Source organism: Achromobacter agilis (assembly GCF_900496965.1).
GTDB lineage: Bacteria > Pseudomonadota > Gammaproteobacteria > Burkholderiales > Burkholderiaceae_B > Achromobacter > Achromobacter agilis.
The window spans coordinates 69,122-82,579 of record NZ_UFQB01000006.1 but is presented as its reverse complement, the minus strand read 5'-3'; the positions used below and the strand labels follow the sequence as shown (position 1 = coordinate 82,579).

Below are 13,458 nucleotides of genomic sequence, written 5' to 3'. Positions count from 1 at the left end.
ACACGTCTTCACGACTCAAGGCCGAGCGCAGCCAGTTCCCCGGGATCCAGCCAATCTTTCAATGCCTCGGTATCCGGCGGCTGCGGCGCCGTGGGCGTGGCGTTGGGCGTCCGGCTGAAACGCGGGGCCGGGGCTGGCTGCATGATGCCGTCAATATCCAGCAGCGTCGCCCGCGCCTTGACCTGGGGATGCGCTGCCGCGTCGCGCAGCGTGTGTACCGGCGCCACGCACACGTCCAGTTGCGCCAGCCTTTCGCACCATTCGTCCCGGGTGCAACGGGCAAACGCCTCGCGCAGCACCGTTCGCAGGCGCGGCCAGGTGCTCCTGTCCTGGTGGTCTCCCAATTCCCGTATGGCGTCGTCGTCCAGGCCGAGCTGCCGCAGCAGCAACTCGTGGAAGCGGCGTTCGATCGGACCCACCGAGAGCCACTGGCCGTCCGCGCACGGGTACACGTCGTAGAACGGCGCGCCGGAATCCAGGATGTTGGTGCCTCGTTGGGGTTGCCACGCCCCTGATGCGGCCAGGCCGAAGAACGCCGTCGCCATCGAGGCCACGCCATCCATCACGGCGGCATCCACCACCTGGCCCTTCCCGGACTGGCGGGCCTCGATAATCGCGGCCAGTATGCCCAATGCGAGGTAAGGGCCGCCGCCGCCAAAATCGCCTACCAGCGCAAGCGGCGGCGTCGGCGGCTGGCCGGCTCGGCCGATGGCATCCAGCACACCGGTGACGGCGATGTAGTTGATGTCATGGCCAGCCACGTGAGCCAGCGGACCGTCCTGCCCCCAACCGGTAATACGGCCGTAAACCAAACGCGGATTCTCCGCCAGGCAGGCTTGCGGCCCGAGGCCCAGCCGCTCCGTCACGCCTGGGCGGAATCCCTCTATCAGCGCATCGGCCTTGCGCAAGAGCCGAAGCACGAGAGCGATAGCGCGCGGGTCCTTCAGGTCCAGCGCAATGGCGCGCCGGCTGCGCAGCAGCAGGTTGTATTTCAGCTCCCGCTTCACCCCCAGGTCAGCTGGTTCTTTGCGTTCGATCCGCAGTACGGTCGCCCCCATGTCCGCCAGCAGCATCGCCGCCATCGGCCCCGGGCCGATACCGGCCAGCTCGATGATCCTGATTCCCGCCAAAGGCCCCATTCTATGTCTCCCTGGATGATGACAGACGGCGCGCCGCCGGATCAAAACACTTCGATGGCGATAGCCGTGGCTTCGCCTCCGCCCAGACACAGACTCGCCACCCCACGGCGCAGGCCTCTGCGCTGCAGCGAGTGCAGCAACGTCACGATGATACGCGCGCCGGTAGCGCCCACCGGATGCCCCAGCGCGCAGGCGCCGCCTTCGACGTTGACCCGATCGGCCGGCAGGCCGAGGTCGCGCAGCGCGATCATTGCGACGACCGCGAACGCCTCATTGATCTCGAAAAGATCGACCGAATCGCGGCTCCAGCCCACGCGATCGAGCAAGCGCGTGATGGCATGCACCGGCGCCACCGGGAACTGCCCCGGCGCCAACGCGGCCGCGGCATGGCCGACGATACGCGCCCGCGGCGTCAGCCCCGACATTTCCGCATGCCGCTGCCGGGTCAGCACCAGCGCCGCGGCGCCGTCCGATATCGAAGAAGCGTTCCCGGCCGTGACCGTGCCGTCAGGCGTGAATACCGGCTTCAAGCCGCCAAGCCGCGAGGCATCGCACAAACCCGGCGTCTCGTCATCCGCAATAAGCGCTACCTCCGGCACGCCACGACGCGCCCTTGCCGCAATGGGCGCAATCTCGGCCGCGAAGTGCCCTGCCGCAATGCTGTGCTGGGCTCGCAGCACGCTTTGCTCGGCGTAGGCGTCCTGCTGAGTCCGGCTGAATCCATGTTCGCGAGCGGCCAGATCAGCATAATGTCCCATCAGATGTCCTTCATAAGCATCCTGCAGGCCGTCTCGATACATGTGGTCCAGCAGCTGCCCGTCGCCAAGGCGATACCCCTGGCGTGCCTTGGGTATCAAGTGCGGCGCATTGCTCATCGACTCCATGCCCCCCGCCAGCACCACGTCGGCCGATCCGGCGCAGAGAATATCGTGCGCCAGGATCGCCGCCTTCATGCCGGAGCCGCACATCTTGCTCAGCGTCGTAGCCTGCACCGAGGCCGGCAACCCAGCGCCGAGCACTGCCTGGCGCGCCGGCGCCTGCCCCAGGCCGGCAAAAAGGCAGCAGCCGATCAACGCCTCCTGGGCGGTACCGGGCGCCAACCCGGCCTGGCGCACCGCGGCGGCCAGCGCATGCGCGCCGAGCTGGGGTGCGGTGTAGTGCGACAGCGCGCCCTGAAAAGCGCCAATGGGTGTGCGCTGAGCGCCAACGATAACAATCGGATCGGAAGGGGTGGACATGGTTTGATGCCTCGGATTCAAACGTGTTCAAGGAATATGTTCGCGCTACGCGGAAAGGCACGACGCCACATGGCGGCCCTCGGCATGGGCCACAGCCATGATGCCCCGCACGAAATCCAGCAGCGTCTGGTTGTCGCCAGCCAGCAACCGGTGGCCGATCAGGCCGGCGCAGTCGTCTTCGCTCATGCCGGCCGCGCGCCATTCGTGCAACCGGGTGGTGTAGATGCCCAGCGCCAGTTCTTCAGTTATGCCGATTGCGCCATGAATCGCGTGCGCGATGGCGCAAACCACGGGAATGGCTTCGCAGGCCCGCAATCTTGCACAGGCCGCGAGCGACGCGTCCGGGAACACAGCGCCGCTGGCGCAGGCCAGGCGCGCCGCCATGGCGGTCGACGCCACCTGCTCGGCGACCACGCTGATTTCCTGCTGAATCGCCTGAAAGCGACCCAGCGCCCGGCCGAATTGCTGGCGCTCGCCAACGAAGGCAATGCAGCGATCGAGCACCGCCTGCATCGCACCGGCGATACCGGCCGCATCGGCGGCATTGCGCCACGCCAAGGCGGCCTCGTCCGGCAAGGTAACGCGGCCGATGATGGGCGGCGATTCCATCCATACGGGCGTGGCGCTGGCGCTCGGCCGGAAAATACCGGGATCGGATGCGGCTGGCGCGGCCACCAGCAACAGGCAATCGTCGCGATGGACCAGCACGCTGCGAGCCAGGCCGGCCCCAGGCGCCGGGGCGCAGCGCAGTCCGCTAGGCCCAGGCAGCGCCTGGGTCAGCGCAATCGGCCCTTCGGGTACGGCCTGCCCCGCGGCCCGCAGCAAGGTGCGCGCCAGCATGGTGTCGGCAAGCGGATACGGCAACGCCGCGGCTCCCGCCGCCCGCAGCAGTCCCTCGACGTCCGCCAAGGACAACCCGGATCCCCCTTGATCCGCCGGCGTCAATGCGTCGGTATACCCGAGCGCGTCGATCTCCTGCCATATGCGTGCAAGACCGCTGTCTGCATCCCCTACAACGCCAGCGGCTTCGATCTCGCGGACACGTTCCAGCGGACACAGGCCGGCCAACGCGCGAGAGAATTCGTCATACAGGTCTTGCTGGATGGATTGCGGCATGTGCATCCCTTGTCGTGTCAATACGCCTTAGCGCAGGCCGAGTTCGCGCGCGATGATGCCGCGCAGAATATGGCGGGTTCCTCCGCGCAGCGAAAAAGTCGGGTTGATGAGCGTCAGATAGGCCAGCGTGCGCGCCAGCACCTCGTCTGGCGCCGGGCCCGTGCCGGCCCGCAGGGCCCGGCCTATCCATTCGGGCACGGCCTGTTCGAACTCCGTGCCCAGGTCTTTCACCAGCACGGCCGCCAGGCTGGCGTCGGCGCCGTCGTTCAGGCGCTGTGTCACCGCCAGCGACATGCCTCTCAGCACCGCCAGACGTCCGGCCAGCCGCCCAGCCAATCGGATCTGCTCCGGATCCGGCGCGCCGGCCCGCCGCAAATGGGCGAGCCAGCCGTCTATCAACACCATGCTGGAATAGATGCGCTCCGGACCGCTGCGCTCCAGCGCCAGCTCCGCCGTGACCTGCTGCCAGCCGCTGCCCTCCTCGCCGATCAACGCGTCCGGCGGCAGCAGGACGTTATCGAACAGCACTTCGCAAAAATGGGAATCCCCTGTGATGTCCCGGATGGGACGGATCTCGATGCCGGGCAGGGAAAGGTCGAAGATCACTTGCGACAGCCCGCGATGGCGGTCTTCCGCGACGCCTGATGTGCGCACCAGGGCGCACATGTAATGGGAGCGATGGGCGTTGGTGGTCCAGATCTTGCGCCCGTTCAACCGCCAGCCTGCGGCATCGGGCGTGGCGCGCGTGCGCACGCTGGCCAAATCGGACCCCGTATCGGGCTCGCTCATGCCGATGGCAAAGAAGGCTTCGCCGCGGATGATGCGCGGCAGATAGAAATCACGCTGCGCTTGCGAGCCATAGCGCAGAATCAAGGGCGCGGTCTGACGGTCGGCGATCCAGTGTGCCGAGACCGGAGCACCCGCCGCGAGCAGTTCCTCGCTCAAGACAAAGCGCGCGAAATTGCTGCGCGCCGCGCCGCCATAAACGGCCGGCAACGTCAGCCCCAGCCATCCTTGCCGCGCCAGCGCGCGGCTGAAATCCGCGTCGTATCCCATCCAGGATCGCGCGCGGAGGTCGGCCGGCATGTCCCTCAGCGCTTCGCGCAGAAAAGCGCGCACGGAAGAACGCAGGGCCTCGTCCTGCGCTGGAATCGCGGCGAGCCGCAGTGCGTCGTTGATAGCGCCCAATATGGTCCCCGGAACGTGCGGCGGCACGGCGCCGACACACGCACTCCAATTTGCGGAAGATGCCGTGAAAACCCTGATCTGCGCGGTATGCGCGGGCTTCATGGCAATCTACACGGGGCCCACAACCCGGTCTAATATTAGATGTGGACCGGGTAATACATCACAAATATCGCGAGCCCGGCGCATCAAGGGAGACACCCGTGGAGCTACGCCAGCTCAAGCAGCTGTTGGTCTTGTCCGAGACGCTCAACTTCCATCGTGCCGCCGAACGGCTGCATATGGCGCAACCGCCGCTATCCACCGCAATCAAAAAACTGGAACAGGAACTCGGCGTACAGCTCTTCGATCGGCTTCCCGGCGGCCTGCAGCCGACTCCCGCGGCCCAGGTGGTATTGCGATACGCACGCACCACGCTGTTCTATGCCGAAGAGATCCGGCGCGCGGCGCGGGAAGGCGCCAGCGGTGAGCAAGGCGTCCTGAAGGTGGGCTTCGTCGGCTCTTCCACCTACTCGCTGATGCCGAGGCTGCTGTCGGAATTCAGGCGAGACTTCCCGCGGGTCGACCTGATCATCGAGGAATCCACCACCATCGATTTGCTGCGCCGCCTGGACACACACACGCTGGACGTCGCGCTGGTGCGGTTTCCGGTTCTCGAACCCACTGCGGCCCGTGTCACCCTGCTGCAGCCAGACCACCTGATGCTGGCGGTGCCGGCCGACAGCCACCATGCGCAGCGCGACGACGTTGCGCTGAGCGATCTGGCGGAAGAACCATTCATCGGCTATTCGCGCACGCATGTTCCGGGCATGCACGCGTTGGTCATGTATGCCTTCCAGCAAGCTGGCGTCGTGCCCCGCATCGCGCAGGAGGCTATCCAGGTGCAGACCATTCTCAGCCTGGTCGAAAGCGGACTCGGCGTGGCAATCGTGCCGGCCGTGGCGCGCCGGCACGCCGGCAGCAACGTACGCCTGGTCAGGGTTTCCCAACTGGCCGATACGATCAAAGTGGGTATTGCGCTGGCCGTGCATCCGGACAACGCTACCCCTACCACCGCCAACTTCGTAGAAATGGCCTGCCGCCTGATGCGTAGCGAGCCCGCCGCCATGGATACGGCGTAAAACGGGCTCGGCGCGCCTACTCTTGCTGAATGTTGGCGAGCTTGGCGATGCGACGCATGGATTCGAGTTCGTCCTTCTGGAACGAGGCCAGCGTGTCGGGGCCTCCCACAAAGGACTCGCCGCCGAGTTTGGCCATGAAGGCCCGGCCGTCATCGCTGCGCACCAACTCCTGAACCGCTTCAGATACCCGCGCGACGATGGCCGGGTCGACCTTCGCGGGGAAGAACGCTGCCGTCCAGGCATAGGCCTCATAACCCTTGTTGCCGCTCTCCTGCATCGTGGGTACGTCCGGAAGATCCTTGATGCGCTGCGCGCTGGTCACGGCAAGCGGCCTGAGCTTGCCGCCACGGATCAGCGGCAATGCCGCGCTGACGTCGGCAAGGCTATATTGCACGACGCTGCCCGCCAAATCGGCCAGCGCGGCCGATGTCCCTTTGTAGGGCACGTGCGTGGCCTTGATCCCATTCTGCTCATGGAACAATTCCAGCACGACCTGGTAAGTAGCGGTTCCGCTCGCGAAATTCAATTTCCCCGGCGCCTGCCGAGCGGCCGAAACCAGCTCCGCCACAGTCCGGTAAGGCGAGTTCGCCGGTACCACCAGCACCATCGGGAAGCGTGCGATGGGCGCAACCGGCGAGAAATCCGCGATCGCATCGTACGGCAGATTCCTGAAGACGGCGGCATTGGTCGTCATGGGGGAATTGCTCGCCACGAACATTGTGTAGCCGTCAGGCGGCGCGGTCGCCACGGCCTGGGCGGCGATGAAACTGTTGGCGCCAGGCCGGTTCTCGACAATGAACGGCTGCCCGAATTTTTCCGCCAGATGTTTGGAAAGGAATCGCGCCGTCGTATCGGCGCCGCTTCCCGGCGGCAGCGATACGATGATCTTCACGGGATGAGAAGGATAATCGGCCGCCGCACGGGCATTTCCGCCCAGCGCCAAGGCAGCGCCCAGCAATCCCGTCATGGCCAAGGTCCTGATATTCATGCTTGTCTCCGCAAGGCTGTTCCATTGGTCGCCATGGCGTTTCAGGCCATGGCTTTCCCGTATTCACTCGGGTTGTATGCCCGCCATTCTTACCGCATCGCCCCAGCGCCGCACCTCTTGGCCCAAGTACGCCTGGAACTCGGCGGGCGATGCGCTGCGCAGGTCGACCCCCTGGGCAGTGAAGGGTCCCGCGATGGCCGGATCCCGCACCGCCGCGGTCAGCGCCTGATTCAATCGCTGGATCACGGGCTGCGGCGTGGCGGCCGGAGCCAGCACGCCTTGCCAGGTGCTCATCGTAAGGTCTTCCAGGCCCGCCTCGCGTAACGTCGGCACCTGCGGCAGCACGGGCGACCGCTCCGCGCCGGTCACGGCCAAAGCCCTCACCCTGCCGTCACGGATGTAGGGCAGCGCCGAGCTGATCGCGTCCACCATGAACTGCACTTGGCCGCCCAACATCGCAACCATGGCGGGATTGGTGCCCTTGAAGGGGATGCCGACGGCGCGCGTGCCCGTGGCGTGCAGGAACAATGCGACGCTCAGGTGCGTGATGTTGCCGACGCCGCCCGTCCCATAGCTGAGCGCATCGGGCCGATTTTTAAGATAGGCGATGAACTCCCGGGTATCCGTGGGAGGCAACGAGTTGGCCGTCATCAGCACCAGGGGAATCGAGGCCGTCATCCCCACAGGCGCGAAATCGCGTACCGGATCATAGGGTAGTTGACGGTACAGCGCAGGGCTGATCGCCAACCCCGATGAGTGGTACAGCAGTGTGTATCCGTCCGGCCGCGCACGCGCCACGGTCTCCCCTGCGATATTGCCGCTGGCCCCGGTCTTGTTCTCGACAATCACGGGCTGGCCCAATTCACGCGCGACATGCTGCGCCACGGCCCGGGCCAGTACATCGGTCGGGCCGCCCGCGGCGTACGGCAGGATCAGCCGTATCGGCTGCGCCGGCCAAGCCGCCGTGTTGGCCAGCGCGGTGCGCGCCAGCGGCAGGCCGGCCAGCGCGCCCAAAGCGGCCACCAGCCTTCTTCTCGTTGTCTGCATTTCTCCTCCTTGTGTCGCCTCGTTCTGGGTTGCGCGTCGGTGAGGCTGCCTTGGCGCTGACTGAATCGGCTCAACCGCGTGGCTTATCCAGGAACGCGTCCAGCGCAGTGGCATGCTCTTGCGTATGGTGGGCCAGCGCCTGGAAGCCCGCCGAGAGTTCAAGCAATGTATCCAGCCGGGTATGCTGGCCCTCGCGCAACAGCCGCTTGGTCAAGCGCAGCGCGTGGCCGGAATGCTGGGCGATCTCTTGCGCCAGCGCCAGCGCGGCCGGTAGCAGCGCCCCCTGCTCGACCACTTGCGAGACCAGCCCCATGCCGAGCGCCTGGGCGGCGTCGACGCTGCGGCCGGTAAAGGCCATTTCGCAGGCCCGCGACATGCCGACGACCCGGGGCAGCAACCAGGCGCCGCCGTCACCCGGCGTCAACCCCAGCTTGACGAAACTCTCCGCAAACCGCGCCTCGTCGGCCGCAATCCGTATATCGCACATGCACGCCAGGTCGCAGCCCGCCCCGATGGCGGGTCCGTTCACCGCGGCGATCGTGGGCACTTCCAGATTGCAAAGGGCCAACGGCACACGCTGTATCCCGTTGCGGTAGGCAAGACGGCTCTGCACGGGTTCTCCCAGGCCAGCGCCGACCGCCGTGGACAGGGTCTTGAGATTTCCTCCCGAGGAGAAAACGCCGTGCGCGCCGGTAAGCACCACGGCGCGTACCGACATATCCGCATTGATCTCGGCGCATGCATCCACCAGCGCGTCGATCGCGTCTGGGTCGGACAGCGCATTGCGCGTCGCTCCGCGATCCATGGTCAGGAGCAGCACGGCGCCGTGACGTTCGCGTTTCAGAAAATCAGTCATGGCTCGCTCCGGACGTCGCGGCGTCGCGGGCCGCCGCCAAGGTGACCCGATCCCGCAGCAGATCGGCGATGGCGTCATCGTCGTAGCCGGCCTCCCTCAGCACTTCGACGCTGTGCTCGCCGAGCCGCGGGGCCTGCCGCGACGGGTCGGGCGGCGTTCCGGACCAGCGCGACGGCACCGCCATCGTGCGCAACTTGCCCTCGGTGGGATGGTCGACCGTGTTGAAGAATCCGATGGCCTGAAGCTGCGGGTCGCCGAGCAGCGACTCCACGCTATGCATCGGCATGGCCGGAATGTCCGCTGCCTCGAACGCCGCCAGCCAGTCCTCGGTCGTCCGCGTCGCGATCGCATCCGACACCAAGCGGTAAATTGCATGGATGTGCTGCGTGCGAGTGCCGATATCGCGGAATCTGGGATCGGAGGACTCCCGGCCGGGCTGCCCGATCAATTCGAAAAATGCCGCCCACTGCTTGTCCGCGTAAAGCAGCACGCAGATATGCCCGTTCAACGTCGCGTAGGGCCGCCGGTCGGCATTCAGGATCCTCGGGTAGCCGGGCGGCCCCAACGGCGGCTCGAAGGATTGGCCCGCCATGTGGTCGCCGAGAATCAGTTGCGCCATGGTCTCGAACATCGGCACATCGATGGCCTGCCCCTGCCCGGTGCGCGCTCGATGATACAAACCAGCGCTGACGGCATTGGCCGCGCTGATGCCGACGATACGGTCGGCGATGGCACTGGGCGCGTACCGCGGCGTTTCGCTGCCGGCCTGAACCGACAACGCGGGAATGCCTACCGCGCCCTGGATGAGATCGTCGTAGGCCGCCCGCGCCGCATAGGGACCGCGCTGGTCGTAGCCGTAGACGCCCACGTACAGAATGGCGGGATTGACCTGCGCCAGCTCCTCGTACGAAAGCCCCAGCCGCGCCATGGCCTGAGGCCGCACGTTATAGATCAGCACGTCGCAGGTGGCCGCCAGCCTGAGTAGCGCCTCGCGGCCCGCCGGCCGCTTCAAGTCCAGCACGATGCTGCGCTTGCTGCGGTTGGCATGCAGGAAAATCCCGCCCATGCCCGGATGGCGCGCCGGACCGATACCGCGCACGTTATCGCCCGCCGGCGGTTCGACCTTGATCACGTCTGCGCCCAGGTCTCCCAGTATCTGGGTGGCGTAGGGCCCCATCAGCACGGTCGTGACGTCCAGAATGCGCACGCCTTCCAACGGCCCGCTCATGCGCCGCTCCCGGAACGACTATCCTCAACTCGCGCCCTGCGCCGCCCGGATGCCCTGCAAGTACTGCTTTCGAACATGACAGCTCCCATTCCAGAATGCCTTGCTGGACATCCTAGGTAAGAACCATGCACGCCGGAAATACTATATTTGGGTCAGCCGATACATTGGAAATATTGGCTGGGGGATTGCGCCCGGATCGCCGAACGGTTCACGGCAGCGCGCCGCCGACCAGGCGCGCCAGCTCCCCGTACCGCACCGCCTCGGCCTGTATCAACTGCGAGAACTCCTTGCTTCCGGTGCCAACCACCTCGCCGCCGCTTTGCTGGTAAAGCTGCGCCCGAAGCGCCGGGTCGTCCATGACCTGCCGCATCATGCGTTCAAGCTTGCCTGCCACTGCCGCAGGAGTCTTCGCATGGATGGCAAAGCCGATGAACACGTACAGCGAATAGCCCGGGTAACCGGACTCCTGTACCGTCGCCACATCGGGCAGCAGCGGATGGCGCTGATCTCCGGCTACCGCCAACGCCCGTATCTTGCCCGAGGCGACCAAGGGCGCCGCGCCGGCGATATCGATCAACGCCAGATCCACCGATCCACCCACCACGTCGGCCACGGCCTGCGCCGAGCCTTTGTAAGGCACCTGGTTGAAGTCCACGCCCGCCCGCCTGGCCAGGTCGAGCGCCCCCAGGCGATAGCTATTGCCGTAGGTCGCCAGGCTGACACCGCCCTTGTCGCGTCGAGCGGCATCCACGACGTCGCCCAGGGTCTTGTACGGCGAGCCGGCGGCCGCAACCAGCACGGCCACATGGCGTGTCACATTCAGCACGGGAAGCAGGTCCTCCGGACGGTACGGCAGGTCCTTCACAAATAGCGGATTGATTACCGTGGCGCTGGGGCTGATCAACACCACGGTATAGCCGTCCGCGGGCGCGCTCAGCGCCACTTGGGTGCCTAATGACAGCTCGGCGCCGGGCCGGTTCTCCACAAGCGTGGCCTGGCCCGCCACCTTGCGCAGGTGTTCGGCGAAAGTCCGCGTCATCGTGTCGCCGCTACTACCGGGGCCGATAGGCACGATGAAACGTATTGGGCGCGAAGGATAGGCATCCCCTTCAGCCGCTGTGGCGGACATCGAGGCAAGCAGCGCGACGCAAGCGAACACGGCTGCGCCCCACGCGGTTCTGGCAACGGACATGTTTGGTCTCCTCGGATTCTTGTGCTTGTCACGATAGCGACAAGAACTCCGCCGTGCCATGCGGGAAGCGACGATCAGCTATGCACGGCCCGGGCAGCTGTCTGCCACGCCTGGGCCCAATGGGCCTCTCGCATCTGGGCCGCTTGCTGTAATCGGACGAAGTGCTCTCCCAATACCGACACCAGGCAACGCTCGACTGCCAGGCTGGCGCGATTGATGCGATGCTTGGCCCCGGTCGCGCAAAAGGTGTGCAGCGTGAGCGCCGGCTCGACGATACGGGATATCGCCAGATCGCCCTCGTCCAGATAGTCCTCGATGCGATGAACCTGCGTGATGGCATAACGGCCGCAGCGGCGGACTACCTCGCGGATCATGGCGCCCGAGTTGATCTCCAGTTCAGCGCGCAATTCCAGCTGCATGTCGCGCGTGCGTTCGCGCACCACTGCCTCTACCGGATTCGGCGAAGGCGGCATCACGATGGACAACCCGTTCAACGCGGTAAGCGGAACGGTAGGGTCGCGCAACAATGGGGACTCGCGCCGGCCCAACAGCACCAGGTCCGACGAGAATAGACGCTGTGCCTGGGCAGGCGGCTCGGCATGGTGGCTGTTGAAAACGCCGATATCGAGCTTCCCCGCCGCCAGCCGATCCATTACATCGCGGCTGTAGCTTTCGTGTATCACCAGGTGAATCCTGGGAAACTGCACCGATATCCGGTTCACCAGCGTCGCCACGGGTCCTTCAGCGGCCCACCGCGGCAGCGCGATCTCGACCGTGCCGGACGGCTGCTCGTTGGTGGAAGAAGCCAGTTCAAGGAAGCCGGAGGCGCCGTCCAGCAGCCCCTGCGCCACCGGCAACAAGGCCACGCCCAGCTCCGTCAGCAAAACGCCGCGGCCAGTGCGATTGAACAGCCGCCCACCTAGCAGCTCTTCCAATTCCAAGACCCGCCGGCTCAGCATGGACTGAGAGCACCCGCGCATCACCGCGGCCTGCGAAAAGCTGCCCGACTCCGCAGTTGCGACGAAAGCGGACACGTTCTCCATCTTCAGCTCATCGGCTGCACGGACCACCAGTTTCACCTTCTGTCTCCTGCCAGGATGGGACAGCCTGCGTTGTCTTTTTTTTGATCATATCAGGGAGGAACGGCCCCCCGGCGGCCCAGCGCCTCGACCGGTTTGGGCTGTTGCGTTGCGGCATGCACGCGCGACGACGCCGAAGCAGCCATGCCGGATCGGGGTCAACCCGGACGGCGCACGGAGGCGTGCGTGCCGCAACGCAGCACGGACCGATTCACGGCCCCTTCCTTTCAGCATTGCCGATCCTGCATACCTGCCATCCGCTGCGCGTGGTTACCCCTCCCCCGCCTCGTGCCTACAGTGGCCACATCCCGTTTTCGCATAAACGGATCAACCCGCCGAGGAGACGAAATGGCTGGAGTTCTTGAAGGGAAAGTCGTACTTGTGACCGGTTCTGGACGCGGCGTCGGCCGCGAGATCGCCTTGCTCGCGGCCCGGCAGGGCGCCGCGGTGGTGGTCAATGACCTGGGCGGCAGTCCGAATGGCGAAGGCGAAGGCACGCTCGACCCCGCAGCCGAAGTGGTTGCCATGATCCGGAAGGAAGGCGGCCGCGCCGTAGCCAATGGCGAAAGCGTCTCCGACCCCGCCGCAGCGGAGCGCATGGTCCGGGCCGCCATCGACAACTTCGGACGGCTGGACGGTGTCGTCAACAACGCCGGCATTCTGCGCGACCGCATGTTCCACAAGATGAGCAATGTCGACTGGCAGCAGGTCATCGACGTGCACCTTCAGGGCGCCTACAACGTCAGCCGCGCGGCGGCGTCGATGTTCCGCGAGCAGCAGTCCGGCGCCTACGTGCACATGACATCGGCCGCCGGCCTGGTGGGAAATATCGGCCAGGCCAACTACTCGGCGGCGAAGCTGGGCATCGTCGGGATTTCCCGCTCGATCGCGCTTGAAATGGCACGCTGCAACGTGCGCTCGAACTGTGTATCGCCATGGGCCTGGAGTCGGCTCATCGGAACTTTGCCCGACGAAACGGAAGAGCAGAAGCGCAGGCTGGAACGTTTCAAGCAAATGACCGCCGACAAGATCGCGCCGATGGTCGTCTACCTGCTGTCGGATCTTGCCGCCGGCGTGACCGGCCAGATCTTCGGCGTTCGCAAGAACGAAATCATGTTGTTCAGCCAGCCTCGGCCGGTGCGCAGCGTGCACCGTTCGGAAGGCTGGACCGTCGAAGCGATAGCCGAACATGCGATCCCGGCCATGCAGCCCAGCCTGGTGCCGCTGGAAAGTGCCCGCGAGGCTTTCGCCTGGACTCCGGTATGAGGC

The 13,458-nt window shown here is 65.8% G+C and carries 12 protein-coding genes; 2 read left to right on the top strand and 10 right to left on the bottom strand.

Annotated elements, in window-relative coordinates; all coding sequences use genetic code 11:
- Positions 1-8 precede the first annotated feature (8 nt).
- Genes AGI3411_RS09300 through AGI3411_RS09285 form a run of 4 tightly spaced genes read right to left on the bottom strand, consistent with a single transcriptional unit; the run spans position 9 to position 4,681 of the window.
- Positions 9-1,139, bottom strand: a complete 1,131-nt coding sequence (locus tag AGI3411_RS09300; protein ID WP_129527094.1) for a CaiB/BaiF CoA transferase family protein — start codon at positions 1,137-1,139, stop codon at positions 9-11.
- 41 nt (positions 1,140-1,180) lie between these two features.
- A complete protein-coding gene (locus AGI3411_RS09295) occupies positions 1,181-2,377 on the bottom strand; it encodes a thiolase family protein (protein ID WP_129527093.1) in 1,197 nt (398 codons plus the stop codon).
- Between the two features lie 45 nt (positions 2,378-2,422).
- Positions 2,423-3,493, bottom strand: coding sequence for an acyl-CoA dehydrogenase family protein (locus tag AGI3411_RS09290; protein WP_129527092.1), 1,071 nt, complete (start codon positions 3,491-3,493; stop codon positions 2,423-2,425).
- A 27-nt stretch (positions 3,494-3,520) separates the two neighbouring features.
- Positions 3,521-4,681 carry an acyl-CoA dehydrogenase family protein gene (locus AGI3411_RS09285; protein WP_129527091.1) on the bottom strand — a complete coding sequence of 387 codons (1,161 nt, stop codon included), beginning with the start codon at positions 4,679-4,681 and terminating at the stop codon, positions 3,521-3,523.
- A 200-nt stretch (positions 4,682-4,881) separates the two neighbouring features.
- On the opposite strand from AGI3411_RS09285, the gene AGI3411_RS09280 reads away from it, so the two are divergent.
- Positions 4,882-5,799: a LysR family transcriptional regulator gene (locus tag AGI3411_RS09280; protein ID WP_129527090.1), complete on the top strand. Its 918-nt coding sequence runs from the start codon at positions 4,882-4,884 to the stop codon at positions 5,797-5,799.
- 16 nt (positions 5,800-5,815) lie between these two features.
- Here AGI3411_RS09280 and AGI3411_RS09275 read toward each other — a convergent pair whose 3' ends face one another.
- The 6 genes from AGI3411_RS09275 to AGI3411_RS09250 form a co-directional block, all read right to left on the bottom strand.
- The gene (locus AGI3411_RS09275; protein WP_129527089.1) at positions 5,816-6,787 is read right to left on the bottom strand and encodes a Bug family tripartite tricarboxylate transporter substrate binding protein; all 972 of its coding nucleotides are present in this window, start codon (positions 6,785-6,787) and stop codon (positions 5,816-5,818) included.
- A gap of 63 nt (positions 6,788-6,850) precedes the next feature.
- Complete coding sequence (locus AGI3411_RS09270; RefSeq protein ID WP_129527088.1) at positions 6,851-7,834, bottom strand: Bug family tripartite tricarboxylate transporter substrate binding protein; 984 nt, start codon at positions 7,832-7,834, stop codon at positions 6,851-6,853.
- A gap of 70 nt (positions 7,835-7,904) precedes the next feature.
- Positions 7,905-8,690, bottom strand: a complete 786-nt coding sequence (locus AGI3411_RS09265; RefSeq protein WP_129527087.1) for a crotonase/enoyl-CoA hydratase family protein — start codon at positions 8,688-8,690, stop codon at positions 7,905-7,907.
- Positions 8,683-9,918, bottom strand: coding sequence for a CaiB/BaiF CoA transferase family protein (locus AGI3411_RS09260; protein ID WP_129527086.1), 1,236 nt, complete (start codon positions 9,916-9,918; stop codon positions 8,683-8,685). Before AGI3411_RS09260 ends, AGI3411_RS09265 begins: the two co-directional genes overlap by 8 nt.
- 208 nt (positions 9,919-10,126) lie before the next feature.
- Positions 10,127-11,110 (bottom strand): tripartite tricarboxylate transporter substrate binding protein, encoded by a 984-nt coding sequence (locus tag AGI3411_RS09255; RefSeq protein ID WP_165359119.1) that lies wholly within the window; start codon positions 11,108-11,110, stop codon positions 10,127-10,129.
- A 74-nt stretch (positions 11,111-11,184) separates the two neighbouring features.
- Positions 11,185-12,189, bottom strand: coding sequence for a LysR family transcriptional regulator (locus AGI3411_RS09250; RefSeq protein WP_129527084.1), 1,005 nt, complete (start codon positions 12,187-12,189; stop codon positions 11,185-11,187).
- A 348-nt stretch (positions 12,190-12,537) separates the two neighbouring features.
- Between AGI3411_RS09250 and AGI3411_RS09245 the strand changes: the two genes are divergently transcribed.
- The gene (locus AGI3411_RS09245; RefSeq protein ID WP_129527083.1) at positions 12,538-13,455 is read left to right on the top strand and encodes an SDR family oxidoreductase; all 918 of its coding nucleotides are present in this window, start codon (positions 12,538-12,540) and stop codon (positions 13,453-13,455) included.
- The last annotated feature ends 3 nt before the right edge of the window (positions 13,456-13,458 follow it).